23 protein-coding genes and 1 pseudogene are annotated in these 24,892 nt (G+C 67.4%); 19 read left to right on the top strand and 5 right to left on the bottom strand.

Annotation, left to right across the window (positions count from 1 at the left end; genetic code table 11):
• Positions 1 to 8 precede the first annotated feature (8 nt).
• From AGI3411_RS04465 to AGI3411_RS04440, 6 genes are all read left to right on the top strand, one after another.
• Positions 9 to 902 carry a polysaccharide deacetylase family protein gene (locus AGI3411_RS04465; protein ID WP_043543550.1) on the top strand — a complete coding sequence of 298 codons (894 nt, stop codon included), beginning with the start codon at positions 9 to 11 and terminating at the stop codon, positions 900 to 902.
• The gene (locus AGI3411_RS04460) at positions 899 to 1,777 is read left to right on the top strand and encodes an alpha/beta fold hydrolase (protein WP_129526205.1); all 879 of its coding nucleotides are present in this window, start codon (positions 899 to 901) and stop codon (positions 1,775 to 1,777) included. The genes AGI3411_RS04465 and AGI3411_RS04460 overlap by 4 nt, the downstream gene beginning before the upstream one ends.
• Complete coding sequence (locus tag AGI3411_RS04455; protein WP_129526204.1) at positions 1,774 to 3,135, top strand: MmgE/PrpD family protein; 1,362 nt, start codon at positions 1,774 to 1,776, stop codon at positions 3,133 to 3,135. The genes AGI3411_RS04460 and AGI3411_RS04455 overlap by 4 nt, the downstream gene beginning before the upstream one ends.
• 387 nt (positions 3,136 to 3,522) lie before the next feature.
• The gene (locus tag AGI3411_RS04450; RefSeq protein ID WP_129526203.1) at positions 3,523 to 4,866 is read left to right on the top strand and encodes a COG3014 family protein; all 1,344 of its coding nucleotides are present in this window, start codon (positions 3,523 to 3,525) and stop codon (positions 4,864 to 4,866) included.
• Between the two features lie 18 nt (positions 4,867 to 4,884).
• Positions 4,885 to 5,499, top strand: a complete 615-nt coding sequence (gene lpoB, locus AGI3411_RS04445; RefSeq protein ID WP_129526202.1) for a penicillin-binding protein activator LpoB — start codon at positions 4,885 to 4,887, stop codon at positions 5,497 to 5,499.
• Between the two features lie 61 nt (positions 5,500 to 5,560).
• Complete coding sequence (locus AGI3411_RS04440) at positions 5,561 to 6,913, top strand: CsgG/HfaB family protein (protein ID WP_165359065.1); 1,353 nt, start codon at positions 5,561 to 5,563, stop codon at positions 6,911 to 6,913.
• Positions 6,914 to 7,046: 133 nt separating this feature from the next.
• Here AGI3411_RS04440 and AGI3411_RS04435 read toward each other — a convergent pair whose 3' ends face one another.
• Positions 7,047 to 7,646 carry a nitroreductase family protein gene (locus tag AGI3411_RS04435; protein ID WP_129526200.1) on the bottom strand — a complete coding sequence of 200 codons (600 nt, stop codon included), beginning with the start codon at positions 7,644 to 7,646 and terminating at the stop codon, positions 7,047 to 7,049.
• Positions 7,647 to 7,786: 140 nt separating this feature from the next.
• Between AGI3411_RS04435 and AGI3411_RS04430 the strand changes: the two genes are divergently transcribed.
• The 13 genes and pseudogenes from AGI3411_RS04430 (at position 7,787) to AGI3411_RS04370 (ending at position 20,847) form a co-directional block, all read left to right on the top strand.
• Positions 7,787 to 8,176, top strand: coding sequence for a tRNA-binding protein (locus tag AGI3411_RS04430; RefSeq protein ID WP_129526199.1), 390 nt, complete (start codon positions 7,787 to 7,789; stop codon positions 8,174 to 8,176).
• A 178-nt stretch (positions 8,177 to 8,354) separates the two neighbouring features.
• The gene (locus tag AGI3411_RS04425) at positions 8,355 to 9,491 is read left to right on the top strand and encodes an NAD(P)/FAD-dependent oxidoreductase (RefSeq protein ID WP_129526198.1); all 1,137 of its coding nucleotides are present in this window, start codon (positions 8,355 to 8,357) and stop codon (positions 9,489 to 9,491) included.
• A 24-nt stretch (positions 9,492 to 9,515) separates the two neighbouring features.
• The gene (locus AGI3411_RS04420) at positions 9,516 to 9,932 is read left to right on the top strand and encodes a RidA family protein (RefSeq protein ID WP_129526197.1); all 417 of its coding nucleotides are present in this window, start codon (positions 9,516 to 9,518) and stop codon (positions 9,930 to 9,932) included.
• 121 nt (positions 9,933 to 10,053) lie between these two features.
• A complete protein-coding gene (locus AGI3411_RS04415) occupies positions 10,054 to 11,499 on the top strand; it encodes a M81 family metallopeptidase (protein ID WP_129526196.1) in 1,446 nt (481 codons plus the stop codon).
• Positions 11,500 to 11,552: 53 nt separating this feature from the next.
• Complete coding sequence (locus AGI3411_RS04410) at positions 11,553 to 13,124, top strand: ABC transporter substrate-binding protein (RefSeq protein ID WP_129526195.1); 1,572 nt, start codon at positions 11,553 to 11,555, stop codon at positions 13,122 to 13,124.
• A 52-nt stretch (positions 13,125 to 13,176) separates the two neighbouring features.
• Entirely contained in the window at positions 13,177 to 14,112 is a 936-nt protein-coding gene (locus AGI3411_RS04405) for an ABC transporter permease (RefSeq protein ID WP_129526194.1), read from the top strand.
• A 12-nt stretch (positions 14,113 to 14,124) separates the two neighbouring features.
• The gene (locus AGI3411_RS04400) at positions 14,125 to 15,000 is read left to right on the top strand and encodes an ABC transporter permease (protein ID WP_129526193.1); all 876 of its coding nucleotides are present in this window, start codon (positions 14,125 to 14,127) and stop codon (positions 14,998 to 15,000) included.
• 8 nt (positions 15,001 to 15,008) lie between these two features.
• Positions 15,009 to 16,028, top strand: a complete 1,020-nt coding sequence (locus tag AGI3411_RS04395; protein ID WP_129526192.1) for an ABC transporter ATP-binding protein — start codon at positions 15,009 to 15,011, stop codon at positions 16,026 to 16,028.
• An 8-nt stretch (positions 16,029 to 16,036) separates the two neighbouring features.
• Positions 16,037 to 17,042 (top strand): annotated as a pseudogene (locus tag AGI3411_RS04390) (ABC transporter ATP-binding protein).
• Between the two features lie 27 nt (positions 17,043 to 17,069).
• Positions 17,070 to 18,524: an N-acyl-D-amino-acid deacylase family protein gene (locus AGI3411_RS04385; protein ID WP_129526191.1), complete on the top strand. Its 1,455-nt coding sequence runs from the start codon at positions 17,070 to 17,072 to the stop codon at positions 18,522 to 18,524.
• A complete protein-coding gene (locus AGI3411_RS04380) occupies positions 18,521 to 19,447 on the top strand; it encodes an N-carbamoyl-D-amino-acid hydrolase (RefSeq protein ID WP_129526190.1) in 927 nt (308 codons plus the stop codon). Before AGI3411_RS04385 ends, AGI3411_RS04380 begins: the two co-directional genes overlap by 4 nt.
• 72 nt (positions 19,448 to 19,519) lie before the next feature.
• Positions 19,520 to 20,167 (top strand): helix-turn-helix domain-containing protein, encoded by a 648-nt coding sequence (locus AGI3411_RS04375; RefSeq protein ID WP_165359064.1) that lies wholly within the window; start codon positions 19,520 to 19,522, stop codon positions 20,165 to 20,167.
• 38 nt (positions 20,168 to 20,205) lie between these two features.
• Positions 20,206 to 20,847 carry a hypothetical protein gene (locus tag AGI3411_RS04370; RefSeq protein WP_129526189.1) on the top strand — a complete coding sequence of 214 codons (642 nt, stop codon included), beginning with the start codon at positions 20,206 to 20,208 and terminating at the stop codon, positions 20,845 to 20,847.
• Positions 20,848 to 20,854: 7 nt separating this feature from the next.
• Here the strand turns inward: AGI3411_RS04370 and AGI3411_RS04365 are convergent, their stop codons facing one another.
• From AGI3411_RS04365 to AGI3411_RS04350, 4 genes are all read right to left on the bottom strand, one after another.
• A complete protein-coding gene (locus tag AGI3411_RS04365) occupies positions 20,855 to 21,994 on the bottom strand; it encodes a CaiB/BaiF CoA transferase family protein (RefSeq protein ID WP_129526188.1) in 1,140 nt (379 codons plus the stop codon).
• Between the two features lie 68 nt (positions 21,995 to 22,062).
• The gene (locus AGI3411_RS04360) at positions 22,063 to 23,019 is read right to left on the bottom strand and encodes a Bug family tripartite tricarboxylate transporter substrate binding protein (protein ID WP_129526187.1); all 957 of its coding nucleotides are present in this window, start codon (positions 23,017 to 23,019) and stop codon (positions 22,063 to 22,065) included.
• A gap of 66 nt (positions 23,020 to 23,085) precedes the next feature.
• Positions 23,086 to 24,096 (bottom strand): NADPH:quinone oxidoreductase family protein, encoded by a 1,011-nt coding sequence (locus tag AGI3411_RS04355; RefSeq protein ID WP_129526186.1) that lies wholly within the window; start codon positions 24,094 to 24,096, stop codon positions 23,086 to 23,088.
• Positions 24,084 to 24,875, bottom strand: a complete 792-nt coding sequence (locus AGI3411_RS04350) for a crotonase/enoyl-CoA hydratase family protein (RefSeq protein WP_129526185.1) — start codon at positions 24,873 to 24,875, stop codon at positions 24,084 to 24,086. The genes AGI3411_RS04355 and AGI3411_RS04350 overlap by 13 nt, the downstream gene beginning before the upstream one ends.
• Positions 24,876 to 24,892 lie beyond the last annotated feature (17 nt).

Genomic DNA, 24,892 nt, shown 5'->3' with positions numbered 1-24,892 from the left:
GATCCCCCATGGCAACGCCCCGCATCCCCTACGCATTCTCGGCCGATTCGCCTCCTCTTGCCGCGCCCGGCCAAGGCAGGATCATGGTGCACCTGGTCATCAACGTCGAACATTGGCCATTCGACCAGCCTATGCCGCGCACTATCATCACCCCGCCGCACGGCCGCGAGACCGTGCCGGACGTGCCCAACTTCAGCTGGGCGGAATACGGCATGCGCGCCGGCCTGCCGCGCATGCTCGCCGCCATCCAGTCGCGCGGCCTGCCCGCCTCCACCAGCTGCAACGCCAGCGTGATCGACGCCTATCCCCGAGCCGCCGAAGCCATGCTTGCGGCCGGCTGGGAATTCATCGGGCACGGCATGCACCAGAAGTCCTTGAACCACGGCGACGGCGAGGCCGAACTCATCGGCGCATGCCTGGAGAAACTGCGCGCCTTCACCGGCCGCCTCCCCCGCGGCTGGCTCAGCCCCGGCCTGCGCGAAACGCCGGACACGCCCGATCTGCTTGCCGACGCGGGCGTCGAGTATGTGTGCGATTGGGTACTGGACGACCTGCCCAACTGGATGCGCGTCAAGCGCGGGTCGCTGATCCAGATGCCCTACAACCTGGAACTCAACGATTCGATCATCTATGCCATCGAAAAGCACTCTTCTCCCGAATTCCTGCTGCGGCTGACGCGTACGCTGGCGCTGTTCGAGCGCGAATGCGAAGCCCAGCCCAGGGTGCTTGCGCTCGGCCTGCACCCGCACCTGATGGGGGTGCCGCACCGCTACGGCTATTTCGAGGAAATGCTGGACCTGCTGGCACGCCACCCCAAGGTCGACTTCATGACCGGCAGCCAGATCGCCGACTGGTTCAAGCAACGCCGCCCCCTTCCCCCGTCCGCTCCCGAGCTGCCATGACCACCGCCGCCACGCATGACGGATACCGCCTGCACCTGGAAGAAAGCGGGCAGGGCTCGCCCGTCGTTTTCGTCCATGAATTCGCGGGCGATCACAGGAGTTGGGAGCCCCAGCTGCGGGCCTTCGCGCGCCGCCACCGTTGCATCGCCTATGCCGCCCGGGGCTATCCCCCATCCGACGTGCCGGCCGATCCCGCCGCCTACTCGCAGGAAAACGCCGTCCGGGACCTGCGCTCGGTGCTGGCGGCCTGCGGCATCGACCGGGCCCATATTGTCGGACTGTCCATGGGAGGTTTCGCCGCCCTGCATTTCGGGCTGGCCCATCCGGAGCGCGTCCGTTCGCTGACCATCGCGGGGGTCGGCTACGGCGCTCTCGCGTCCGGCCACGCCGCATTCCGCGAGGCTTCGCTGCAGGCGGCCGAACGCTTCGAGACGTTGGGCAGCGCCCGCTACGGGCCGATCTATGCCGCCGGCCCCGCGCGTGTCCAATACCAGAACAAGGACCCGCGCGGCTGGCAGGCCTTCGCCGACGCCCTCTGCCAGCATGACGCTACCGGCGCCGCGCTGACCTTGCGCGGCGTGCAGGCGGCGCGCCCCGCCCTCGATACGCTGGCCGGGCCGCTTGGCGCGCTGGCCGCTCCCGCGCTGATCATCGCGGGCGACGAGGACGACCATGCCCTGGAACCGGCCCTGTTCCTCAAGCGCACGCTGCCCGCCAGCGGCCTGCTCATGCTGCCCAAGACGGGCCACACGCTGAACCTGGAGGAGCCCGAAGCGTTCAACCGGGCGGTGCTGGACTTCATCGCCGCCGTGGAAGCCGGCAGCTGGACGGCGCGCGATCCGCGCGCCAGCGGCGAAGTCATGAAGCTCTCATGAGCCTCGTCGGCGAACTCGCGCGGATCTGCCTGCGCCCGGCTGCGGCCGCCGACCGCGCCCGCGCCGCCCTGCACGTGGCTGCGTGGACGGGCGCGGCGGCGCTGGGCGCGGCCACCCCGCTGGCCCAGGCGCTGCGCGCGGGCTATTCCCTCCCGGGCAATGCAGCCTCCCACGCGGGCGACGCATGGGCCGACCTGTTGCATGACACATCGCTGGGCTGCATGCACGAGCTCGATGACTTCCATCGCGAAGCGCTGCTGCATCCCGGGCCGGTCGTCATCCCCGCCGCCCTGAGCATCGCCCGCCGCCAGGCCTCCAGCGGCGCGGCCCTGCTCCTGGCCGTCCTGCGGGGCTACGAGGCCATGATACGGATCGGAGAGTCCGTGGGAGCCGGCCATTACGAACATTGGCACAACACCTCGTCCTGCGGCGCGGCGGGCGCCGCCGCGGCAGCCGCGAGCCTGCTGAACCTGGACGCCGCGCAGACCTCCCACGCGCTCGCGCTGGCCATCACGCAGTCCTCGGGCCTGTGGCAGATCCGCCTGGATCCCTGCGACGCCAAGCCCTGGAGCATGGCGCGCGCCTCGCAGACGGGCGTGCAGGCGGCCCTGCTGGCCCAGGCCGGCGTGCGCGGTCCGGCCCGCGCGCTGGAAGGAGAAAAAGGCTTTTACGCCGCCACGTGTCCGGATCCCCGCCCGGAGCGGATAGGCGCCAATCCGGGCGGCGCATGGAAAATCCACCAGACCACGTTCAAGCCCTGGGCGGCCTGCCGCCACGCCCATCCCGCCATCGACGCCGCGCTGGGGCTACGCGACGCCTGGCGCGCTCAGGATGGCTGGCGCGAGCTGCCGGCAGGTGACATCCGCTCCATCCGCGTGGAAAGCTATGACGACGCCCTTGCATTCTGCGATCGCGCGCAGCCGGCATCCCCGCAGGAAGCTCGCTTCAGCCTGCAGCATGCCGTCGCGGTCGCCCTGTCCAAGGGCTGGCCCGAGGCCGAGGACTTCTCGGACAGTGCCATCGCGGACCCCGGGCACGCGCGCTTGCGCGCCCTGGTCCACGCCGTGCCGGACGCAGGCTGCTCGGCGCGGTATCCCCGGCACTTCGGCGCCGCCGTGACGGTATCGCTCAAGAATGGCCGCGAAATGCGGCAAGAGCTGCGGGACGCGCTCGGCGACCCGGAACGGGCGTTGACAGCGGAACAGGTGCTGGACATTTCACGGCGCCTGATGATCTCGGCCGGTTGGACGCCGGTCCAGGCAAGCCGGCGCCTGGGGACGATCATGGAACTGGATTCCCTTGCTGGCCCGGGCAGCGTTGAACTCAGGCCGCTCCCGCCGTCGGCGCCGCAGGTTTGATCCGGCCCAAAGCGTCTTGCGCGGCGCTCAATATAAATCGCATTTTCCGGCAGTAATCGAAATAGGCGGATAAGCGCCTTTTCCAAACTCGGTTCCCGCGTTCAGCCGCGGCCCGGATAACGCAAAAGCGGCCGTCTGCCCGCCTCTCATGCGGCGTTGGAGAAAATCCCCGCCGCCCCCTTTTTGCGCCGTTTGCCGGGAATAACCCGGCGGCTGACGCGCGCAGAACCGGCATCCGCAAGCATTCACCGCAACTGGATGAATTTCAACAAAATAAAACTAAAAGCATCTATAAATTGCTGATGATTTAATATTGTGATTAAATGTGAACAAAATGCTAAACACATTCACGTTTATTAACATATAGTATCATTCAGCGGAGAAGCAATGAAGTGGGCTGCTGTTGCAGGCTTGGTTCTGGTGCTGGCGGGTTGCGCCAATCCCCAAGCGCGTAAGGATTTTTCACGGGATCTGGCGGCCGGGAACCTGCCTGCCGCCACCAGCAGCGCGGTCCAGGCAGCCGGCCCCCTGGATGCCCCGCCCACCGACCTGCCGTGGGCCCTGGAAGCCGGCGCCCTCCTGCGGCACAACGGCCTGTCCGAGCGTTCCACGCAGATGCTGGACGGCGCCGAAGACCTGATGAAGGACGACGACACGCGCAATATCGCCGCCAGCGCCGGCAACCATGCCCTGTCGCTGGTAGCCAACGACAACGTCCTGCCCTACGCACCGGCCGTGTACGACACGGTCATGCTCAATACCTACAAGGCCTTGAATTTCTGGCAGTTGGGCGATTACGCCAATGCGCGCGTCGAATGGAACCGCAGCGACGATCGCCAGCGCCGCGCCGCCGAGCATTTCGAAGCGGAAATCGCCAAGCAGCGCGATGAAGTAAAAGAAGGCGAGAACGCCGACCTGGTCAATCGCAGCATGTCCGGCACGGACGAAGCCCTGCTCAAGGCCGGCGTCGATCTTTCCCAGTGGGCGCCCTACGCCGGTTACGTGAATCCGGCCGCGCTCTACCTGCACGGCCTGTATTTCCTGTTCAACGGCGAAGAGCAGGCCGACATGGAAAAGGCGCGCAAGAGCCTGGAACGCGCCTACGCCCTGACCAAGAACACGCAAGTCAAGATCGATATGGCCGCCGCCCAGCGCAAGGCCGGAAAGCTCAAGCCCGCGGTCTGGGTCGTGTTCGAAAACGGCACGGCGGCGCACAAAGAGCAGCTGCGGATCGACCTGCCCCTGTTCCTGGTCAGCGGCAACGTCAAATACACCGGCATTGCGCTGCCCGTGATGCGCGACGGCGTGCCCGCCTATCCCTACCTGACCGTCGGCCGCCAGCAGACGCAGATGCTGGCCGACATGGACACCATCATCCGCGGCGAATTCAAGACCCGTTTCAACGCGATCCTCATCAAGGAAATCGTGCGCGCCACGGCCAAAACGGTGCTGCAGAAGCAATTGAACGATTCCAGCCCGTTGCTGGGCACGCTGGCCGCGATCGCCCAGGCCGCGTCGACGCAGGCCGACCTGCGCTCGTGGTCCACGCTGCCGCACAACTTCCAGCTCATGAGCGTGCCCTATCCCCAGTCGAACCAGCTGACGCTGGGCGTCCCCGGCCACGAGGACATCGTGGTCGACCTGCCCCAGGAAAAACGGCCGGTCGTCGTGTACGTGCGCGCCCTCAACGCCGCCACGCCGCCCCGCGTCGACATCCTCGCCTCCAAATAACGATCTACAAGGAAAACCATGAGCCTGAAGCTTTCCCTTTCGGCCGCGGTGCTGGCCGCGGCGCTGGCCGGCTGCGCCCCCACGACCCAATACGTCGACCAGAAGAACGACAAGGTCGCGGTGATGGGCCTGGACTACAAGGACTTCGAGTCCGCCGCCAACAAGATGGTCAACGACATGCTGAACTCGCCGTTGATGGTGCATCCGAAGGCCGCCCAGGGCGGGCGCTTCGTGGTGGCGATGTCCAACGTCACCAATGACACGGCGCAGCGCATCGACACCGACCAGCTGACCAAGAAGATCCGCGTGAGCCTGCTCAACTCGGGCCGCTTCGTCATCACGACCGCGGTCGGCCTGAACGGCCCCGAGGACGCCACGACCGCCAAGTCGCGCGCGCTGAAAGGCTCGAAGATGATGAACCAGGCCACGGTAAAGAAGGACGGCCGCGTCGTCGCCCCGGACTTCTCGCTCTCCGGCAAGATCATGCAGCGCAATAACCGCGTCGACAGCCGCACGCAGCAGGTCGACTACTACTTCCAGCTGACGCTGACCAACCTGGACAACGGGCTGGCCTACTGGGAAGGCGAAGAAGCCATCATCAAGCGCGGCGACAACCGCACCGTGACCTGGTAAGGGCCACGGACGAATGGACCGCCTGCTTTCAGCAGGCGGTCTTTTTTTCGAGAGCAGATTCATGATGAAGAAATGGATGTTGGGCACGGCGCTGTTCTGCGCCGTCCAGGCGGCGAACGCCGAAGACGTGACGGTGCCCGCGGTCGGGTACGGCGATACGTTCGAACAGGCCGTCGAATCGGCCCTGGGCAATGCCATCAAGCAGGTCAACGGCGCGGCGGTGGCCACGCGTTCGGCCAGCCCCAAGGCCTATGTGCAGGTGAAGCGGGATGCCGAAGGCCAGGCCTCGGCCGAACTCAACGCCAAGCGCACCGAACAGAACACGGAAGGCGGCCTGATCAAGGATACGGTCACGAACAACGAGCAGAGCCTGAACGCCAGCGCCTCGTCGCAAGCCGAGATGTCCAGCAAGACGACGGTCGAGGCCGGCGTCGGCAGCACGAACGACGTGCGCGCGCAAGGCAAGGTGAAGGGCTATTCCGTGACCAAGCAGGAGTGCGGCGGCAGCAAGGGCTGCATGGTCGAACTGTCCGTCACCATCGAAAAATTCGAATACCAGGCGAAGACGCCCAAGCTTGAGCGCGACAGCATCGCGATCGTCACGACCGGCAAGCTGCGTCGCAGCGCGCTGTCTGCCGACATGCGGCAATCGGTCACCGACAAGCTGGTCAAGAGCGGCCGGTTCACCGTGCTGGATCGCAGCAACGACGACGCATTCGAAAAGGAAAACGACTTCCTGGCCAGCGACAACGTGTCCGACCAGCAGCGCGCCCGGCTTGGCCAGGCCGCCGGCGCCGACTTCCTGCTGATCATCGATCTGACCCAGGCCAGCGTGTCGACGCGGGTCCAGGAAAACAACATCGAGCTCACCGGGGAATCCACCCGCGAAGTCTCGCAGTCCACGCGCGCCGCGGTGCGCTACACGCTGGTCGAGGCCGCCACCCGCGCCGTAAAGTGGTCGGACTCGGCGTCATTCGCCTCGGGCGGCAACAAAATCAGCGCCGCCATGGAGCAATTCCAGGGCAAAATGATCGGCGACATCATCGAAATCGTGAACCCCGCCAAGGTCGTGGCCGTGCAGAACGGCCGCGTGATCATCAACCGCGGCATGGGCAGCGTGAAGGAAGGCCAGGTCTACGACATCTACGCCACCGGCGAAGAATTGGTGGATCCGGATACCGGCGAGAAGCTAGGGGCCACCGAAGAAAAGGTCGCTTCGATCAAGATCGGCGAGATCAAGGCCAAAGTGGCCTATGGCGCCCTGGTGACCGGCCAGCTGGAAGCGATCGCCAAGGGTTCGATTGCGCGGGTGGCCGCAGCGCCCGCGGAGCCGGCCAAGAAGACGCCGCCCCGGCGCGCCGCGCCGCCCAAGTCCGACCAGAAGATCGACCCGGCCGGAGGCGTCATCCTCTGACCCGCCGATAGTCCTCCCGCGCCAGAGCCTTGGCCGCAGGCATGCCGGACAGACAAAAGCCCGCGTTTCTGGAAGGAAACGCGGGCTTTTTTTCAAACGCGGCGTCGAGGCCCTCGGCAGGCGCCCCAGCGGATCAACCCACCACGCGGAAACGCTCGGCGTCGTCCATGAACGGCTTTTCGCCAAAACCGTTTTCGTTGGAGCCGAACGGCATCTGCGCGCGCAGCTTCCAGTAGGCCGGCACATTCCACTGGCTTGCCACAGCGGCGTCGATCAGCGGGTTGTAGTGCTGCAGGCTGGCGCCCACGCCGGCATTGGCCAGCGCGGTCCAGGCCGACAGCTGGGCCATGCCGCCCGCTTGTTCGGACCAGACGGGGAAGTTGTCCGCGTACAGCGCGAACTTCTCCTGCAGGCTGCGCACCACGTCCTGGTCTTCAAAGAACAGCACGGTGCCCACGCCGGCGGCGAAGCTCTTCAGCTTGGCCTCGGTCTTGTCGAAGCCTTCGGCCGGCGCGACCTTGCGCACTTCCTCGATGGCGATGTCCCAGAGCTTTTCGCTTTCCGCGCCGAACAGGATCACCGCGCGCGAACTTTGCGAATTGAAGGACGAGGGGCTGTGCTTGATCGCTTCCTGGATCAGGGTTGCCAACTCCTCCTTGGAGGTCGACAGGTTGCGGCCCAGCGAATACTGCGTGCGACGCTTCTTCAGAGCGTCGAGATAAGCGTTGCTCATATCGATATAGCCTTCCGACTGGTAGATAGGGGAAAATGCACGGAAGAATTCTACCGGCGGGCAAACGCACAAAGCACATGCCCGGGCCATAAAACCGCAATTTTGGACGGAACAAACCGTTCCACCCATGCGGCAAATCCTTGACATTACGGAGCACGCATGCATTTCACGCAGGACCCCGACGCCCCTCCGCCCCGGCGATCGCCTTCGACGACTTCCTCAAGGTCGACATCCGCATCGGCACGATTCAGTCGGCCGAAGCCTTTCCCGAGGCGCGCAAGCCCGCCTACAAACTGACGATCGACTTCGGCGCGGGCGTGGGCATCAAGAAGAGTTCCGCCCAGATCACCGCGCACTATGCCTTGCAGGACCTCCCCGGCAAGCGCGTCATGGCGGTCGTGAATTTCCCGCCGCGCCAGATCGGCCCGGTAAAGTCGGAAGTGCTGGTGCTGGGCTTCGCGGACGCCGAAGGCGGCATCGTGCTGGGCGTGCCCGATGGCGAGGTGCCGAACGGCACGCGCCTGACCTGACGCCGGCTGGCGCGCTCTCCGCTCCTCCCCTTCTGCATTCCGGCGCGCCTTCCCGCGCGCCGCCCCCTCGTCTCGCCTTCCTTCCTCGCCATCAGGGCATTCCCCTATTACCCGTCTGCCGTCTAGAAACTATCGTATTCGAGAATTATCAAATAAGAGAATTCTCGCTTCCGACAAAATGACAGCAGAACCCCTATTCGATTACGCCGTGATCGGCGCGGGCATCGCCGGCGCCTCCGTGGCCTACCGCTTGAGCGCCACGGCGTCCGTCGCCGTGTTGGAACGCGAGGCCCAGCCGGGCTATCACTCCACCGGCCGCTCGGCAGCCATGTTCATGGAGACGTATGGCACCGCGCAGATCAAGGCGCTTACGCGCGCCAGCCGCGCCTTTTACGAGAAACCGCCCCAAGGATTCAGCGAACATCCCCTGCTCAGCCCGCGCGGCGTGCTGTACGTTGCAACCCCTGACCAGAAGGGCCTGCTGCAGGAAGTGTTCGACGACTTCCACAGCCAATCGCCCAACGTCACCCTGATCGACGCCACGCAGGCCGTTGCTCGCGTGCCCTGCCTGCGCGGCGACCAGATCTGCGGCGCCATCGAAGAGCCGGACGCGCGCGACATCGACGTGCATGCCCTGCACCAGGGATTCCTGCGAGGCATGGCCCGGCAGGGCGCCGTTCTGCACAACAACGCCGGGGTCGTGTCGGCCGCCCGCGCTGACGACGCCTGGACGCTCACCCTGGCGGACGGACGCCGCCTGCGCGCCCGCGTGCTGGTCAACGCCGCCGGCGCCTGGGCGGACCATGCCGCCGCCCTGTGCGGCGCGCGCCCGGTGGGCCTGCAGCCGTGCCGCCGCACCGCATTCACCTTCTCCGGCCCGGAGGGCGTGGATTTCTCCCTGTGGCCCGCCGTCGTCGGCGTCGACGAAAGCTATTACTTCAAGCCCGACGCCGGCCAGTTGCTGGGCTCGCCCGCCAACGCCGACCCGGTCGCCGCGCACGACGTGGTGCCCGAGGAGCTGGACGTCGCCACCGGCATCTACCGCATCGAAGCCGCCACCTCGCTCACCATCCGCCGCCCCAAGCACACCTGGGCCGGCCTGCGCTCGTTCGTGCGCGATGGGGATTTCGTGGTCGGCTGGGACAACGATGTGCCGGGCTTTTTCTGGCTGGCGGCGCAGGGCGGCTATGGCATCCAGACCGCCGCCGCGACCTCTGAACTCGCCGCCGCGCTGCTCCTGCGCCAGCCGGTGCCCGCCCATCTGCATGCGCACGGCGTCGATGCCGAAGCCGTGCGTCCCGCGCGCCTGCGCTGACCCTTTCCATCATCCGGACACGCCATGAACTCCATCACCCGCTACCCCAGCTCCCTTCCGCTGCCGTTCTCGCGCGCCACCCAGGCGGGCGGCTTCCTGTTCCTGTCGGGACAGATCCCGATGGATGCCAACGGCCAGGTCGTGCGCGGCGATATAGCCAGCCAGACCCACGCCGCGCTCGATCGCATCAAGGAAACGCTGGCGCTGGCTGGTGCCACGCTCAAGGACGTGGTGCGCGTAACGGTCTGGCTGTCGGACCTGGCGCTGTTCGCGCAGTTCAACGAGGCCTACCGCAACCACTTCCCATCCGACTTCCCCTCCCGTTCTACGGTCGAGGCCAAGCTGGCCATGGATGTGGACGTGGAAATCGAAGTACAGGCCTGGCTGGGCGGTTCGCCGGCCTTGAAGTCGCCAGCGCCGGGCCCCGTGTCCGAAGCCTGAGCCGGCCCCGGCCGGTTCGATCGGCTGGTATTCCGCGCGGCCCGGCGCCGCGCGGCGCAGCATTTCCCCGGCGCGCGCGGCAACGCCCGCGCCACGTCCACCTTTTACGCGGAGCGGCAACATGAAAATATTTTCCGGATCCCTCGCGACCGAGACGAACACCTTCTCCCCGATTCCGACGGGCCTGTCCGCCTATCGTGCGCGCGGCTATTACCCCGCGGGCCAGCACCCCGACCGCATGCAGATGTTCTCGGGTCCGCTCTGGGCCGCGCGGCAGCGCGCGCAGGGCAAGGACTGGACGCTCATCGAGGGCATGACGGCGGGCGCCACGCCGGCCGGCATCACGACCCGCCACGCCTACGAAACCCTGCGGGACGAGCTGCTGGAAGACCTGCGCCGCGCGGGCAAGGTGGACATCGCTCTCTTCGGGCTGCACGGCGCCATGGTCGCCGACGGCTACGACGACTGCGAAGGCGACCTGCTGAGCCGGGCGCGCGAGATCGTCGGCCCGGATACGGTGATCGGCGCCGAGCTGGATCCGCATTGCCACATGACCGCCACCATGGTGGACAGCGCCGACTTCCTGGTCTGCTTCAAGGAATATCCCCACACGGACATCCTGGACCGCGCCTACGACCTGGTGGACCTCTGCGTGGCGCGCGCCGAAGGCCGCATCCAGCCCAGGCGCGCCGTGTACGACTGCGAGATGATCTCCATCATGCACACCAGCCGCGAACCGATGCGCGGCTTCGTGGACCGCCTGCTCGCCATGGAAGGCAAGGAAGGCGTGCTGTCCGTTTCCATCGCCCATGGCTTCCCCTGGGGCGACACGCCCGACATGGGTTCCAAGGTGCTGGTCTACACCGACGGCGATCAGGCCCAGGCCGACGCGCTGGCGCGCGCGCTGGGCGACGAGATCATCGGTTTCCGCGACCGGCTCGCGCCTCCCTACCCCGGCGCCGACGAGGCGCTGGACCAGGCCCTGGCGCTGAACGACTTTCCGGTCGTGCTGGCGGACTCCGCCGACAACGCGGGCGGCGGCGCGCCCAGCGATGCCACCTTCATCCTGGAACGCGTGCTGGCGCGCGGAATCCGCGACGTCGCGACGGGCCCGTTCTGGGATCCGGTTGCCATGCAGCTCTGCTTCGAAGCGGGCGACGGCGCGCAGATCAAGCTGCGCATCGGCGGCAAGGTCGCCCCGGTTTCCGGCCAACCCCTGGACCTGGATTGCGAAATCCTGGCGCTCAAGCGCGACGCCGTCATGACCGGACTGGCCGGCACGCCCGCGCTGCTGGGCGATGTCGCGGTCGTGCGCAGCCAGGGCGTCGTCATCGTGTTGACCACCAACCGCACCCAGGCCATGGGCACGGACCTGTTCACGCAGTTCGGCGTGGACCTGCAGGCCATGAAGCTCATCATCGTGAAGTCGTCGCAGCACTTCTACGCCTCGTACTCGCAGGTCGGCCGCCACGTCATCTACGTGGAGACGCCCGGCGCGATCACGCAGGATTACAACGCATTGCCTTACACCAAACGCAAATTGCCGAAATGGCCGTTCACGGCATGAGGCGCCATCCATCGCCGCCCGCGACGGGCATCGGAATGACCAAGGGGAAGAAAATGATCAGACGTTTCAGTTTGCTGGGCGCCGCCGCCCTGCTGGCCATGGGCGCCGCCACGGGCGCGCTCGCGCAGTCCAAGACGCTGCGCCTGGTGCCGCACGCGGACCTCAAGACGCTGGACCCGCTGTTCAACACGGCCTACATCACGCGCAACCACGGCTACATGGTGTTCGACACCCTGTTCTCGCAGGACAGCAAGGGCCAGGTCAAGCCCCAGATGGTGGACAGCTGGACCACCTCCGAGGACGGCAAAACCTGGAGCTTCACCTTGCGCCCGGGCCTGAAGTTCAACGACGGCACGCCGGTGAAGGCCGAGGACTGCGTCGCCTCGATCCAGCGTTGGGCGAAAAAGGACACGCTCGGCCAGGCCATGATGGCCGCCGGCGCCGAGCTCGCGGCCACGGGCGACAATACCTTCACGCTGACGCTGAAAGAGCCCTTCGGCCTGGTGCTGGACGCCCTGTCCAAGCCTTCGGGCATGCCGCCCTTCATCATGCCCAAGCGCCTGGCGATGACGGACCCGAACACGCAGGTCACGGAAATGGTCGGTTCCGGCCCGTTCCTGTTCAAGCGCGACGAGTGGGTGCCCGGCAACAAGGTGGTGTACGTGAAGAATCCCGCCTATGTGCCCCGCGCCGAACCGGCGGACGGCCTGGCCGGCGGCAAGAACGTCAAGGTGGACCGCGTGGAGTGGGTCTACATCCCCGATGGGAACACGGCCACGGCGGCGCTGATGAACGGCGAGGTCGACATGATCGAGCAGACCACGCCGGACTTCCTGCCTGTCCTGGAAACCAACCCGGACATCACCCTGGGTACCTCAGTGGCATCCCAGGGCATGGTCATCGTCAACTCGCTGCATCCTCCGTTCGACAACCAGCTCGCCCGGCAGGCGCTGTACCACCTGGTCAACCAGAAGGAAATGCTGTCGGCCATGGGGTACCCGGAGAAATACCGTGTGGACTATTGTCCTACTCTTTATATCTGCGGCTCGCCCCTGGCCACCGACGCCGGCGCGGCGCCCTACGCCAAGGCCGATCCCGCGCGCGCCAAGCAGCTGCTCCAGGAGGCCGGCTACAAGGGCGAGAAGGTCGTGGTCCTGTACCCGACCGACCACCTGAGCGCCCCGGCCGTGATGGTGCTGACGCAGAACATGAAGAAGGCCGGCCTCAATGTCGACCTGCAATCCATGGACTGGGCCTCGCTGGCCGCGCGCCGGCTGAAGAAGGACGCGCCCGAAAAAGGCGGCTGGAGCGTATTCCTCACCTGGGGCGGCTACTTCGACGCGAGCACGCCGGTGACCAACCCCTGGCTGTCCGCCGCCTGCGGCAATAGCCTGCCCGGCTGGCCCTGCGACAAAGAGCTGGACACGCTGCGCACCAGCTGGATCCGCGAAACCGACCCGGCCAAGCGCAAGGACATCGCCAGCCAGATGCAGGTGCGCGCCTACCAGACCGTGCCGTACGTCATGTTCGGCGAATTCAAGCCCGTATCCGCGGTGCGCGGCCTGAAGCACACCGAGCTCTTGAAGACCGGCATCCCGGTGATGTGGAACATCGAAAAACCGTAAGGCAGACGCCGGGCGCAGCTTGTGCCCGGCCGCAAGCCGGGGGGAAACCAGCGTGAAATACATCCTGCGCCGCATCGCGGCCGTCATTCCCGTCATGGCCGTCGTCGCGGTCGTGGTGTTCCTGCTGATCCATCTGTCGCCGGGCGATCCGGCGGCCGTGATCGCGGGCGACAACGCCACCGCCGACGACGTGGAGAAAATCCGCCAGAACCTGGGCCTGGACAAACCGCTGCTGCAGCAGTTCGGGATCTGGGTGGCGCACATCGCCACCGGTGACCTGGGCACCTCCATCTCCACGCAGATGCCGGTGTCCGAACTGATCGGCCAACGCATGGGTCCCACGCTGTCCATCGCCATCTTCACCATGCTGTTCGCCGTGATCGCGGCAGTGCCGCTGGGCGTGCTGGCGGCGTGGAACGCGGGGCGCTGGCTGGACAGGCTGGTCATGATCGGCGCGGTCTGCGCCTTCTCCGTGCCGGTGTTCCTGATCGGCTACAGCCTCGTCTACGGCTTCTCCATCAAACTGGGCTGGCTGCCCGTGCAGGGCTACAAGCCGCTGTCCGCCGGCGTCGCGCCCTACCTGCGCCACCTGGTGCTGCCCTGCCTGTCGCTGGGCCTGGTCTACATGGCGCTGCTGACGCGCATGACGCGCGCCACCATGCTGGAAGCCCTGTCCGAGGACTATATCCGCACCGCCCGCGCCAAAGGCCTGTCGGCGGCCCCCATCGTGTGGCATGCCCTGAAGAACGCCGCCAACCCCATCGTCACCACGATCGGCGTAGGCGTCGCCCTGCTGATCGGCGGCGTGGTCGTCACCGAAACCGTGTTCGCCATCCCCGGCCTGGGCCGCCTGACCATCGATGCCGTGCTGCGCCATGACTACCCCGTCATCCAGGGCGTGCTGCTGGTGGCCTCGGGCATCTACGTACTGATCAACCTGCTGGTCGACCTGAGCTACCGGCTCTTCGATCCTCGCATCCGCTACTGAACGGGGACACGCATGACTACCGCCACCCTGCCGCTGCCCGCGCCGCGCCCGCGCTACCGCCGCGTCCTCAAGTCGCTGCGCCGCCATCCCATGCTCTACGTGGGCGGCGCCATCCTGCTGGCCCTGGCCACGATCGCCCTGGCCGCTCCCTGGCTGGCCACGGTCGATCCGCAGGACATCAACCCGATGGCGCGCATGAAGCCGCCCTCTTCCGAGCATTTCTTCGGCACGGACGCCCTGGGCCGCGACGTGTATTCGCGCACCGTCTGGGGCGCCCGCATTTCGCTGGTCGTCGGCATCGTGGTGGCCGTGGTCGCCACCGTGGGCGGCGTCGCCCTGGGCATGGCCGCCGGCTACTTCCGCCGCCTGGACGCCGTGATCATGCGCATCATGGACGGCCTGATGGCCATCCCGGGCGTGCTGCTGGCGATCGCGCTGATGGCCACGCTGAAGGGGGGCCTGGGCACCGTGATCATCGCCATCGTCATTCCGGAAGTGCCGCGCGTCGTGCGCCTGGTGCGCGCGCTGGTGCTGACGATCCGCGAGCAGCCCTACATCGAGGCGGCCGTCTCCTCCGGCACCCGCGTGCCCGCGATCCTGCTGCGCCACATCCTGCCCAACCTGTTCGCGCCGTTGATGGTGCAGGCCACCTTCATCGCCGCCTCGGCCATCCTGACCGAAGCCGTGCTGAGCTTCCTGGGCGTGGGCATCCCGCCCCAGACGCCGAGCTGGGGCAACATCATGGCCGAAGGCCGCAACTTCGTGGCCGTGGCCTTCCACATCATCCTGTATCCGGGCCTGTTCCTGGGCGTGGCCGTCCTGGCCGTCAACCTCGTGGGCGACGGACTGCGCGACATGCTCGACCCCCGCCTGGCCAAAAAGCTGTAGGAGCGCACATGCAACCCCAACCTGTCTTGCGCGTGCACGAACTCACCACCTGCTTCGATGGCGACGACACCACGGTGGTCGCCGTGGACGGCCTTTCGTTCGACCTGCTGCCCGGCGAAACGCTGGGCCTGGTCGGCGAATCCGGCTGCGGCAAGAGCGTTACGTCGCTGTCCATCATGCGCCTGCTGCGCGCGCCCGGCCGCATCGCCAGCGGCCGGATCGAATTCGACGGACGCGACCTGCTCGCCCTGCCCGAAAAAGCCATGCGCGGCATCCGGGGCAACCGGATCTCGATGATCTTCCAGGAACCCATGACGTCCCTGAACCCCGTGTTCACGGTGGGAAAGCAGATCAGCGAATCGCTCATGCTGCACCAGGGCCTGTCGCGCCGCGACGCCCTGGCGCAGGCTGAGAAACTGCTGGACCTGGTGCAGATATCCGACCCCGCGCGCCGCGTGCGCGAGTATCCCTACCAGCTCTCGGGCGGCATGCGCCAGCGCGCCATGATCGCCATGGCGCTGGCCTGCCAGCCGAAGGTCCTGATCGCCGACGAGCCCACCACCGCGTTGGACGTCACCATCCAGGCGCAGATCCTGCACCTGCTGCGCGACATCCAGGCGCGACTGGGCACCGCCATCGTGCTGATCACGCATGACCTGGGCGTGGTGGCGCAGATGTGCCAGCGCGTCATCGTGATGTACGCCGGCCGCAAGGTGGAGGAAGGCAGCGTGGACGACGTCCTGGACCGCCCCCAGCATCCTTACACCCAGGCGCTGATCCGCTCCCTGCCCGACTTCGTCGACGGCCAGGACCACGACGTGCGGCTGGCCGAGCTGCCCGGCATCGTGCCGGTGATGACGCCGGCGTCGCGCGGCTGCGCTTTCGCCGCGCGCTGCGCCCAGGCGCAGCCGCGCTGCAGCGAGGCCGCCCCGCCCGCCGTGGATGCCGGCAGCCGCCACCGTGTCTGGTGCTGGGCCCGCGAAACCGGACCGGCGTCCGCATCCGCGGCCAACGCCATGATTGCGTGAGATCCGCCATGAACCTGCACGACATCCCCCTTGCTCCCGCCGTATCCGCCCCCCGCTCCCGGCATCGTGCCCATGCTGGAGGTCATCGGCCTCAAGAAGCATTTCCCCGTGGATGGCGGAAACGGCGCAAAAGTGCTGCGCGCCGTCGACGGCGTGTCCTTGTCCGTCTCGCGCGGCCAGACGCTCAGCCTGGTCGGCGAATCCGGCTGCGGCAAGTCCACCACCGGTAAATGCCTGATCCGGCTCTCCGAGCCCACTGAAGGCCGCATTCTGCTGGAAGGGCACGACCTGGCGGCGATGAACGGCCGCCAGCTGCGCGCCATGCGCCAGCGGATGCAGTTCATCTTCCAGGACCCGTTTTCGTCCATGAACCCGCGCATGCGGGTGCGCGACATCATCGGCGAACCGCTGCGCAACTTCGGCCACGGCCGCGCGGCGATCCGCGAACGCGTCGCGCAGCTGCTGGCCCGCGTCAGCCTGCGGCCCGACGCCGCCGACCGCTACCCCCACGAATTCTCGGGCGGGCAGCGCCAGCGCATCGTGATCGCGCGCGCGCTCGCGCTGGACCCCGGGCTGATCGTCTGCGACGAACCCGTGTCGGCCCTGGACGTCTCGGTCCAGGCCCAGGTCATCAACCTGCTGATGGACCTGCAGCGCGATCTGGGCCTGACCTACGTTTTCATTTCCCACGACCTGAGCGTGGTGCGCCACATCAGCCACCGGGTCGCCGTGATGTACCTGGGCCGGATCGTCGAGATCGGCACGCGCGACGCTATCTTCGGACGCCCTGCCCACCCCTATACCCGCGCCTTGCTGGCGGCGGTGCCCTCCGCGCGCCAGGGAGAGCGCACGCCGGTCGAGGTGTTGAAGGGGGAAATTCCCAGCCCCTTGTCGCCGCCCTCGGGCTGCGCGTTCCGCACCCGCTGCCCCATGGCCCAGCCGCGCTGCGCCGAAGAAGCCCCGCAGCCCCGTCACATCGCCCCTGAACAGCAGGTCGCCTGCCACTTTGCCTAGGCCCGTCCACCCTACGAGGAGATACGCATGACCCAGCCCGACGCCACGCCATTCGACTACATTCTTGCCGGCGGCACCGTCATCGACGGCACCAACGCCCCCGGCCGCCGCGCCGATGTCGGCGTGCGCGGGGACCGGATCGCCGCAGTGGGCGACCTGAGCGGCAGCGCCGCCGGCCGGCGCATCGACGTCGCCGGCAAGGTAGTGGCCCCGGGATTCATCGACTCGCATACGCACGACGACAACTACCTGCTCAAGCACCGCGACATGACGCCCAAGATCTCGCAAGGCGTCACGACGGTCGTCACCGGCAATTGCGGTATCAGCCTGGCGCCGCTGGCGCATGCCAGCCCGCCGGCGCCGCTGGACCTGCTGGACGAAGGCGGCTCGTACCGCTTCGAGCGCTTCTCCGATTATCTCGACGCCCTGCGCGCCACGCCCGCCGCCGTCAATGCGGCCTGCATGGTGGGCCATTCCACCCTGCGCGCGGCGGTCATGCCCGACCTGAAGCGCGAAGCCACGCCCGATGAAGTGCAGGCCATGCAGACGCTGGCCGACGACGCGCTGGCCAGCGGCGCCATCGGCATCTCCACCGGCACGTTCTACCCGCCCGCGGCCAGCGCCAGCACCGAGGAAATCATCGAAGTCTGCCGCCCGCTCGGCACGCATGGCGGCATCTACGCCACGCACATGCGCGACGAAGGCGAGCACATCGTGCCGGCCCTGGAGGAAACCTTCCGCATCGGCCGCGAGCTGGGCGTGCCCGTCGTCATTTCGCATCACAAGGTCATGGGCAAGCCGAACTTCGGGCGCTCCAAGGAAACGCTGCGCCTGATCGAGGCCGCCATGGCGGCGCAGGACGTCTCGCTGGATGCCTATCCCTACGTGGCGGGGTCCACCATGCTCAAGCAGGACCGCGTCCTGCTGGCGGGGCGCACCCTCATCACCTGGTGCAAGCCCTTCCCGGAACTGAGCGGGCGCGACCTGGACGAGGTCGCCGCGGAACGGGGAAAATCCAAGTACGACGTGGTGCAGGAACTGCAGCCCGCCGGCGCCATCTACTTCATGATGGACGAGCCCGACGTCCAACGCATCCTGGCGTTCGGCCCCACCATGATCGGCTCGGACGGCCTGCCCCACGATGAGCGCCCCCATCCGCGGCTTTGGGGCACCTTCCCGCGGGTGCTCGGACATTACTCGCGCGACCTGGGCCTCTTCCCCCTGGAAACCGCCGTCTGGAAAATGACCGGCCTGACCGCCGCCAAGTTCGGCCTGGCCGAGCGGGGCCAGGTGCAGCCCGGCTACTTCGCGGATCTGGTGGTCTTCGACCCAGACACCGTGGCGGATTCCGCCACCTTCGAGCGCCCCACGGAACGGGCCGCCGGGATCCATTCCGTCTATGTCAACGGCGCGCCGGTCTGGCAAGACCAGGCCTTTACCGGCCAGCATGCCGGCCGCGTGCTGAACCGGAGCGCGGCATGAGCGCGCGCAAACTACACCTGGCCGTGGCCCAGCTGGGCCCGGTCCAGCGCAGCGATACCCGGGCCCAGGTCGTGCGCCGGCTGATCGAACTGCTCGAGGACGCCCACAGCCGCGGCGCCGCCTGGGTGACCTTTCCGGAACTGGCGCTGACCACCTTCTTTCCGCGCTGGTCGCTGGACGATCCCGCCGACGTGCAGGCGTTCTTCGAAACCGAGATGCCCGGCCCGCTGACCCGCCCGCTGTTCGACGCCGCGCGCGAGAAAGGCATCGGCTTCTACCTGGGCTACGCCGAGCTGGCGGACGGCACGCAGTACAACACCAGCATCCTGGTCGGGCGCGACGGCGGCATCGTCGGCAAGTACCGCAAGATCCACATCCCCGGCGACGCTCAGGCACGCGACGGCGCCGCCCTGCAGCACCTGGAAAAGAAATATTTCGCCGTCGGCGACCTGGGTTTTCCGGTCTGGCAGACGCCGGACGCCGCCATCGGCATGTGCATCTGCAACGACCGGCGCTGGCCCGAGACCTTCCGCGTCATGGGCCTGCAGGGCGTGGAGGTGGTCATGGCCGGCTACAACACCCCTTCCGGCTATGTGCAATGGGACGAACCCATCCATCTGCGCATGCACCACCACCTGCTGTCCTTGCAGGCGGGCGCCTACCAGAACGCCTGCTGGGTGGCCGCCGCCGCGAAGGCCGGCGTCGAGGAAGGCAATCCGATGATCGGCGGCTCCTGCATCGTCGCCCCCACAGGAGAAATCATGGTGCGCGCCTTCTCCGAGGACGACGAGGTCATCAACTTCGTCTGCGACCTGTCGGTGTCGGAGCATTACCGCGCCAACATCTTCAACTTCGCCGCCCACCGTCGTCCGGAGCACTACGGAATGATCGTAGAACGCACCGGCGCCCGCCCTCCCGCCTGAGCCGCCGCACCCCTTACAATCCGGCATACACGCGGCGGGGCTTGCGGGCCCTGCCCCAACCCTCAACCCTTGATGCCACACCGCTACATGGCCCTATCCGGCAATACCTCCCCGCCCGAGATCGTGGGCAAGGAAGAAATGGGCGCTCGCCTGCGGGCCGAGCGCAAGGCAAGGAAACTGACCTTGCAGGCCGTTTCCCGCGCCAGCGGCATCGCGGTGTCGACGCTCTCGAAAGCCGAGCTTGGGCAGATCGCCCTGAGCTACGAAAAGTTCGCCGCGCTGGCCCGGGCGCTGGACATCGACATGACCCGCATGTTCATGCTGGGGGACGCCCCCCAGGCCGCCGTCGCCCCCACCTTCGTCAAGAACAAGCTCGGCGACGCCCGCGACTACGTCACGGAAAACTATCACTACCGCTTGCTCATGGGCGAATATCCCGGCAAGAAGATGACGCCCATGTTCGCCCTGATCGATGCGCGCGAAGTGGTGGAATTCGAGGACTACATCCGGCACCCGGGCCAAGAGTTCGCCGTGGTGCTGTCCGGCAAGGTCCGCATCCAGTTCGAAAACGGCGAAAGCGTCGTGCTCGGCAAGCTCGAAACCGCGTATTTCGACAGCAGCATCGGGCACGTCTATCTGTCGCTGAGCAAGAAGCCCGCCGAAGTGCTGGCGGTCTGCAGCGACACGGACGAAGTGCCTTCCCGCCTGAAGGCGCCCTGACGCCTCCCTCCGACCGGTAAAGCAACAGAAAGCAGGCTATGCGCATCACCCTCACGTCGGCCCTTTGCGGGGCCCTGATCATTGCCGGCCTGACGGCCGGCCCCCCATCCCTCGCGCAATCGTCCGGCCAGCAATCCGTGCTGCGCGACATCGGCGGCATGCTGACCGGCGCCAAGCCCGGCGATTCCGTCCAGCGCACCGAACGCGGCCTGCTGCTGGAAACGCGCCACTGTACCGAGGGCCAGACCCCGGTATCCGCATTGATGCGCGGCCGTCTCGGCATTGAGCAGGAAGAAACCCTGCTGGCGCTGTTCGAGCGCATCCTGTGCGCCCGGTCCGACGACGGCATGGGCCAGCTCAATATCGCCCGCTTCGGCGGCGAGGCCGCCGATCCGTTCGCCACGGGGCTGGTCTTCTACTCGGGCAGCCAGGAGCTAGGCGAATGGCCGGCCAAGCCGGAAGGCGAAAGCCCCCGGAATGAAGCCTATATTTCCATGCTGGGCCTGTCTCCCGACAGCCCCATCGGCGGCGTTTCGCTTTGGGACGTCCAGGCGCCCGGCCGCGTGCGCGTCTGGTTCGCGCCGTTCCTGCACATGCCGTCCGACGCCATGACCTACGACTTCGAGCTGCGCGGCGGGCGCTGGGTGTGGGTCGCGGGCATCGCGTCCGTACGCATGTAGGCGCCGCCTACCCCAGGATCTCCGCGTTGTGTTCGCCCAGCCCCGGCGCGCCGCCCGCCGCAGCCCGCGCGCTGGCCGAAAAGCGGAAGGGCGTGGGCGCGCAGCGCAATTCGCCCTCGGTCGGGTGCTGCACGGTTTCGAAGAACCCCACGTCGGCCAGGTGCGGGTCGTTCAGCAGCTCATCCAGGCCGTTGGCCGGCCCCGCGGGGATATCGTGCTGCAGGAACAGCGCCAGCCACTCGGCCGCGCCACGCTCGAGCAGACGCTCGCTGACCTCCCCGTAAAGCGGTTCCGCATTGCGGATGCGGTCTCCCATCGTGGCAAAGCGCGGATCGGCGGCCAGTTCGGGCCGGCCCAGCAGGGAGAACAGGCGCTGCCATTGGGCGTCCGTGTTGGCGACCAGGCACACATAGCCCTCCCGGGTCCTGAGCGGCCGGTGATAGCGGCTGAAGACCCGTTCGTAGCCGGGCGGCGCCGCGTCCGCCTGCCGGCCGCCGAAAATGCCGTCGGCCAGGTGCTCGACCAGGTTGAAGGACGCCATGGTTTCGAACATGGGCACTTCCACCTGCTGCCCCTGCCCGCTGGCGGCCCGGGCCACCAGCGCGGACGCGATCGCGCCGGCCAGGTACACGCCGCAGAGCTTGTCGGTGAACAGCATGGGCACGAAACCGGGCTCGCCGTACATGCGCGCGTGCAAGCCCGACACCCCGCTCATGCCCTGGATCACGTCGTCGTAGGCGGGGCGTTCGGCATAGCGGCCGTCCTGATGGAAGCCGAGCGCCACAGCGTAGACCAGCCGTGGATGGCGCCCGGCCAGGCTGCGGTAGTCGATGCCGAGCCGCCTGGCGGCCGCCGGACGCATGTTGTGCACGAAGACATCGGCCGTAGCCAATAGCGCATCCAGGCGCGCCACATCGCCGGCGGTCTTCAGGTCCAGCACCACGCTGCGCTTGTCCCGGTTCAGATTGAGGAAGAATGATCCCATTTTCGGGTTGCGCGACCGGCCGACCATGCGCATCGGATCGCCCTGCGGCGGCTCGACCTTGATCACCTCGGCGCCCATATCGGCAAGCAACTGGGTGGCCATTGGCCCGAAAACGAAATTGCTGGCGTCGACGACGCGCACGCCGGACAAAGGACCTGTCATATCTGCTCCTGGTTGGACGCGGGCGCCACGGACCCATCCACGGCGCGCGCCCTGCCGCCGCTGCCGGCCTATTGCTTGGGGATGTTGGCGTTCTGCGCCGTGGCGATCTCGAGCTCGATTTCCTTCTTCTGGAACCTGGCCAGCGCTTGCGCGTCGCCGATGAAGGAAATGAAATTGCTCTGCGCCAGGAAATCGCGGGTCTTGGGCTCGGCGTAGATCGCCAGCAGCGCGTCCTGCAAGGCCTTCACGACGGGAGCGGGCGTCTTGGCCGGCGCGAACATCGCCCACCACGCCACCTTGAAGAAATCCTTGAATCCCAGCTCCTGCAGGGTCGGCACGTCCGGCGCGCTGGCCAGCCGTTCGTTCGTCGTCACCGCCAGCAGCCGCAGCTTGCCCGCCTGCACCAGGGCCTGCGCCCCGCTGTATTCCGCGATCACGAAGTCCACCTGCTTGCCCGCCAGGTCATTGAGCGCCGGGCCCGCGCCCTTGTAGGAAATGCCGTTGGCGCTGGCCTGCGCCAACGACAGGAACCACTCCGTGGCGATCTGGTAGGTGGCGCTGCCCGCGCCGTAGTTCAGCTTCTTCGGATCCTTCCTCGCGGCCGCCACCAGGTCCGCCACGGACCGGTAGGGCGAATCCTGGTAGACGTAGAAACCCATCGGCGCCTGGGCCAGCACGGCCACCGGCGCCAGGTCGGTCAGGGGGTCGTAGGGCAGCTTGGCGAACGCTGCCACGTTGGTCGCCACCGGCGCGTTGGCCGCGAGCAGCAGCGTGTAGCCGTCGGGCGCTGCCGATACTACCGTCTGGGTGGCGATGATGCCGCTGGCGCCCGGCCGGTTTTCGGCGATCACGGGCTGGCCCAGCCTGGCCTCCAGCTGGCGGGCGGTGAAGCGCGCCAGCGTGTCGGTGCCGGTGCCTGGCGGATAAGGCACGATCAGCCGGATCGGCTTATCGGGAAAGGCGTAACTCGCCTGGGCGCCCACGGCGAGCGTGACGCCGATGAGCAGTTTGATCAGTCTTTTCATGTCTCCAGCTCCTTTGATTGTGCTTGGTCGTCGCTTTTTTATGAGTACGGGTCTGAACGCCCGTTGTCAGGGGGATAGTTGCGGATGCAGGGCGACGCGCCCGATCACCTCGCGCGAGGCCAGCACGGCCAGCGCCTCTTCGTAGGATTCCAGGGCAAAGGTCCGCTGCGTATAGGGTTTCAACGCGCCTTCCACCGCCCAGTCGAACAGGGTTGCGAACGCCGCGCGCACGGCCGGCCGGCGTTCGGGCGGGAGCGGCATCCGGCCCCAGCCCATGTAGTAGCCCCAATAAATGCCGATGGCCGTGGCGTTCTTCACGAGCAGAAGGTTCGCGGGAATCTGCGGGATGTCGCCGCCGGCGAATCCCATGGGGATCAGCCGCCCTTCCGGCGCCACGCAGCGCAACGATTCCTCGAAGACCTTGCCGCCCACCGGATCGAAAACCACGTCCGCGCCGCGCCCGCCGGTCAGCGCCAGCACGGCATCGCGGAAGTTCCCGTCGCGGTAGTTCAGCCCTTCATCGGCGCCATGCGCCCGCGCCGCGTCGAGCTTGTCCTGCGTGCTCGCGCACGCGATGACCCTGGCGCCCATGCGCTTGGAAATCTCGATGGCGGCCAGCCCGCTGCCCCCGCTTGCGCCATGCACCAGGACGGTTTCGCCGGGCTGCAGGCGCGCGCGCCAGCACAGCGCCCCGTAGGCTGTCGCGTAGATGGTCGGAAACTGCACGGCGCTATCGAAGGTCACGCCATCGGGCAAGGCGAACGTGGTGTCCACCGGCGCCACGACCTCGCTGGCAAAGCCGCCCGAACGCACGCCGGCCACCACCCGGTCGCCCGGGCGGAACAGGGTCACGTCCGGTGCGCATTCGGTAACGATGCCCGCCACCTCGGTACCCGGGGTCAGCGGCAGAAGCGGCCGGTTCTGGTGCTTGCCCTGCAATACCAGCAGGTTGGCGAAGCTCACGCCGCAGGAATGCACGGCGATGCGCACGCCTCCTGGAATCATGGGCGGCGGCGCGCAGGCTTCCACGCTGACCTGGCCAGGATCGTCCAGCCCCCGGCATATTACGGCTCGCATGGGGCCTCCTTGCCGGCGCCGGGCAAAGCGCCGTGGCGGCCAGCCCCTTCTTCGAAGCGTTGCGCGCCCGCCCGCGCCTCCAGGCGGCGTGCCGCGGCGGCGTACGCCATTTCGGCCGCCACGGCCTCCCGCTCGGTCACGCCCGCCTGGGCGTAGGCCGATTGCCGGTCGGACCGCAGGGCGATCTGTGGAAACTGCGCCATCTGGTGCGCCAGCGCTTCGGCTTCGGCGCGCGCGCGCCCCTGCGGGACGACGCGATTGACGAGCCCGTAGTGTTCAGCCTCTGGCGCGGACACGATGCGGGCGGTCAGCAGCATGTCCAGCGCGCGGCTCATGCCGATCAGGCGGGGCAGGCGTACCGTCGTGCCGTCGCTCATGGGCACGCCCCAGCGTCGCGACAGCACCGCGAACGACGCGCTCTCCTCCGCGATCCGCAGGTCGCACCACAAGGCCACGCCCAGCCCGCCGGCGCACGCGTGTCCGGCCACGGCCGCGATCACGGGTTTGGACAGCGGCGCATGCAGCGGCCCCTCGGGGCTGCCCGCCCAGGGCTCGTAATCGGTGCCCCCCGCCAGCTCCTTGAGATCGGCGCCGGAACAGAAGGCGCCGCCCGCGCCGCATAGCACGGCCACGCGCGCGTCCTCGTCGGCGTCGAATTCGCGCAGGGCTCGGGCCAGCCCGGCCGCCGCCTCGCGATCCAGCGCATTGCGCACTTCGGGCCGGTTGATGATCACCGTTGTGACGAAACCCGTGCGTTCCACCAGGATTTTGGGAGCCATAGATCGCTGTCGTCCTG

Origin of the sequence: Achromobacter agilis (genome assembly GCF_900496965.1) — a bacterium.
Lineage (GTDB): Bacteria > Pseudomonadota > Gammaproteobacteria > Burkholderiales > Burkholderiaceae_B > Achromobacter > Achromobacter agilis.
This window is presented reverse-complemented; position numbering and strand designations above follow the sequence as displayed.

What these genes read in the sequence shown, in the direction of transcription:
- AGI3411_RS04465 (WP_043543550.1), top strand. Translation starts at nt 9, where the DNA reads ATGGCAACGCCCCGCATCCCCTACGCATTCTCGGCCGATTCGCCTCCT.
- AGI3411_RS04460 (WP_129526205.1), top strand. Translation starts at nt 899, where the DNA reads ATGACCACCGCCGCCACGCATGACGGATACCGCCTGCACCTGGAAGAA.
- AGI3411_RS04455 (WP_129526204.1), top strand. Translation starts at nt 1,774, where the DNA reads ATGAGCCTCGTCGGCGAACTCGCGCGGATCTGCCTGCGCCCGGCTGCG.
- AGI3411_RS04450 (WP_129526203.1), top strand. Translation starts at nt 3,523, where the DNA reads ATGAAGTGGGCTGCTGTTGCAGGCTTGGTTCTGGTGCTGGCGGGTTGC.
- lpoB (WP_129526202.1), top strand. Translation starts at nt 4,885, where the DNA reads ATGAGCCTGAAGCTTTCCCTTTCGGCCGCGGTGCTGGCCGCGGCGCTG.
- AGI3411_RS04440 (WP_165359065.1), top strand. Translation starts at nt 5,561, where the DNA reads ATGATGAAGAAATGGATGTTGGGCACGGCGCTGTTCTGCGCCGTCCAG.
- AGI3411_RS04435 (WP_129526200.1), bottom strand. Translation starts at nt 7,646, where the DNA reads ATGAGCAACGCTTATCTCGACGCTCTGAAGAAGCGTCGCACGCAGTAT.
- AGI3411_RS04425 (WP_129526198.1), top strand. Translation starts at nt 8,355, where the DNA reads ATGACAGCAGAACCCCTATTCGATTACGCCGTGATCGGCGCGGGCATC.
- AGI3411_RS04420 (WP_129526197.1), top strand. Translation starts at nt 9,516, where the DNA reads ATGAACTCCATCACCCGCTACCCCAGCTCCCTTCCGCTGCCGTTCTCG.
- AGI3411_RS04415 (WP_129526196.1), top strand. Translation starts at nt 10,054, where the DNA reads ATGAAAATATTTTCCGGATCCCTCGCGACCGAGACGAACACCTTCTCC.
- AGI3411_RS04410 (WP_129526195.1), top strand. Translation starts at nt 11,553, where the DNA reads ATGATCAGACGTTTCAGTTTGCTGGGCGCCGCCGCCCTGCTGGCCATG.
- AGI3411_RS04400 (WP_129526193.1), top strand. Translation starts at nt 14,125, where the DNA reads ATGACTACCGCCACCCTGCCGCTGCCCGCGCCGCGCCCGCGCTACCGC.
- AGI3411_RS04395 (WP_129526192.1), top strand. Translation starts at nt 15,009, where the DNA reads ATGCAACCCCAACCTGTCTTGCGCGTGCACGAACTCACCACCTGCTTC.
- AGI3411_RS04385 (WP_129526191.1), top strand. Translation starts at nt 17,070, where the DNA reads ATGACCCAGCCCGACGCCACGCCATTCGACTACATTCTTGCCGGCGGC.
- AGI3411_RS04380 (WP_129526190.1), top strand. Translation starts at nt 18,521, where the DNA reads ATGAGCGCGCGCAAACTACACCTGGCCGTGGCCCAGCTGGGCCCGGTC.
- AGI3411_RS04375 (WP_165359064.1), top strand. Translation starts at nt 19,520, where the DNA reads ATGCCACACCGCTACATGGCCCTATCCGGCAATACCTCCCCGCCCGAG.
- AGI3411_RS04370 (WP_129526189.1), top strand. Translation starts at nt 20,206, where the DNA reads ATGCGCATCACCCTCACGTCGGCCCTTTGCGGGGCCCTGATCATTGCC.
- AGI3411_RS04365 (WP_129526188.1), bottom strand. Translation starts at nt 21,994, where the DNA reads ATGACAGGTCCTTTGTCCGGCGTGCGCGTCGTCGACGCCAGCAATTTC.
- AGI3411_RS04360 (WP_129526187.1), bottom strand. Translation starts at nt 23,019, where the DNA reads ATGAAAAGACTGATCAAACTGCTCATCGGCGTCACGCTCGCCGTGGGC.
- AGI3411_RS04355 (WP_129526186.1), bottom strand. Translation starts at nt 24,096, where the DNA reads ATGCGAGCCGTAATATGCCGGGGGCTGGACGATCCTGGCCAGGTCAGC.
- AGI3411_RS04350 (WP_129526185.1), bottom strand. Translation starts at nt 24,875, where the DNA reads ATGGCTCCCAAAATCCTGGTGGAACGCACGGGTTTCGTCACAACGGTG.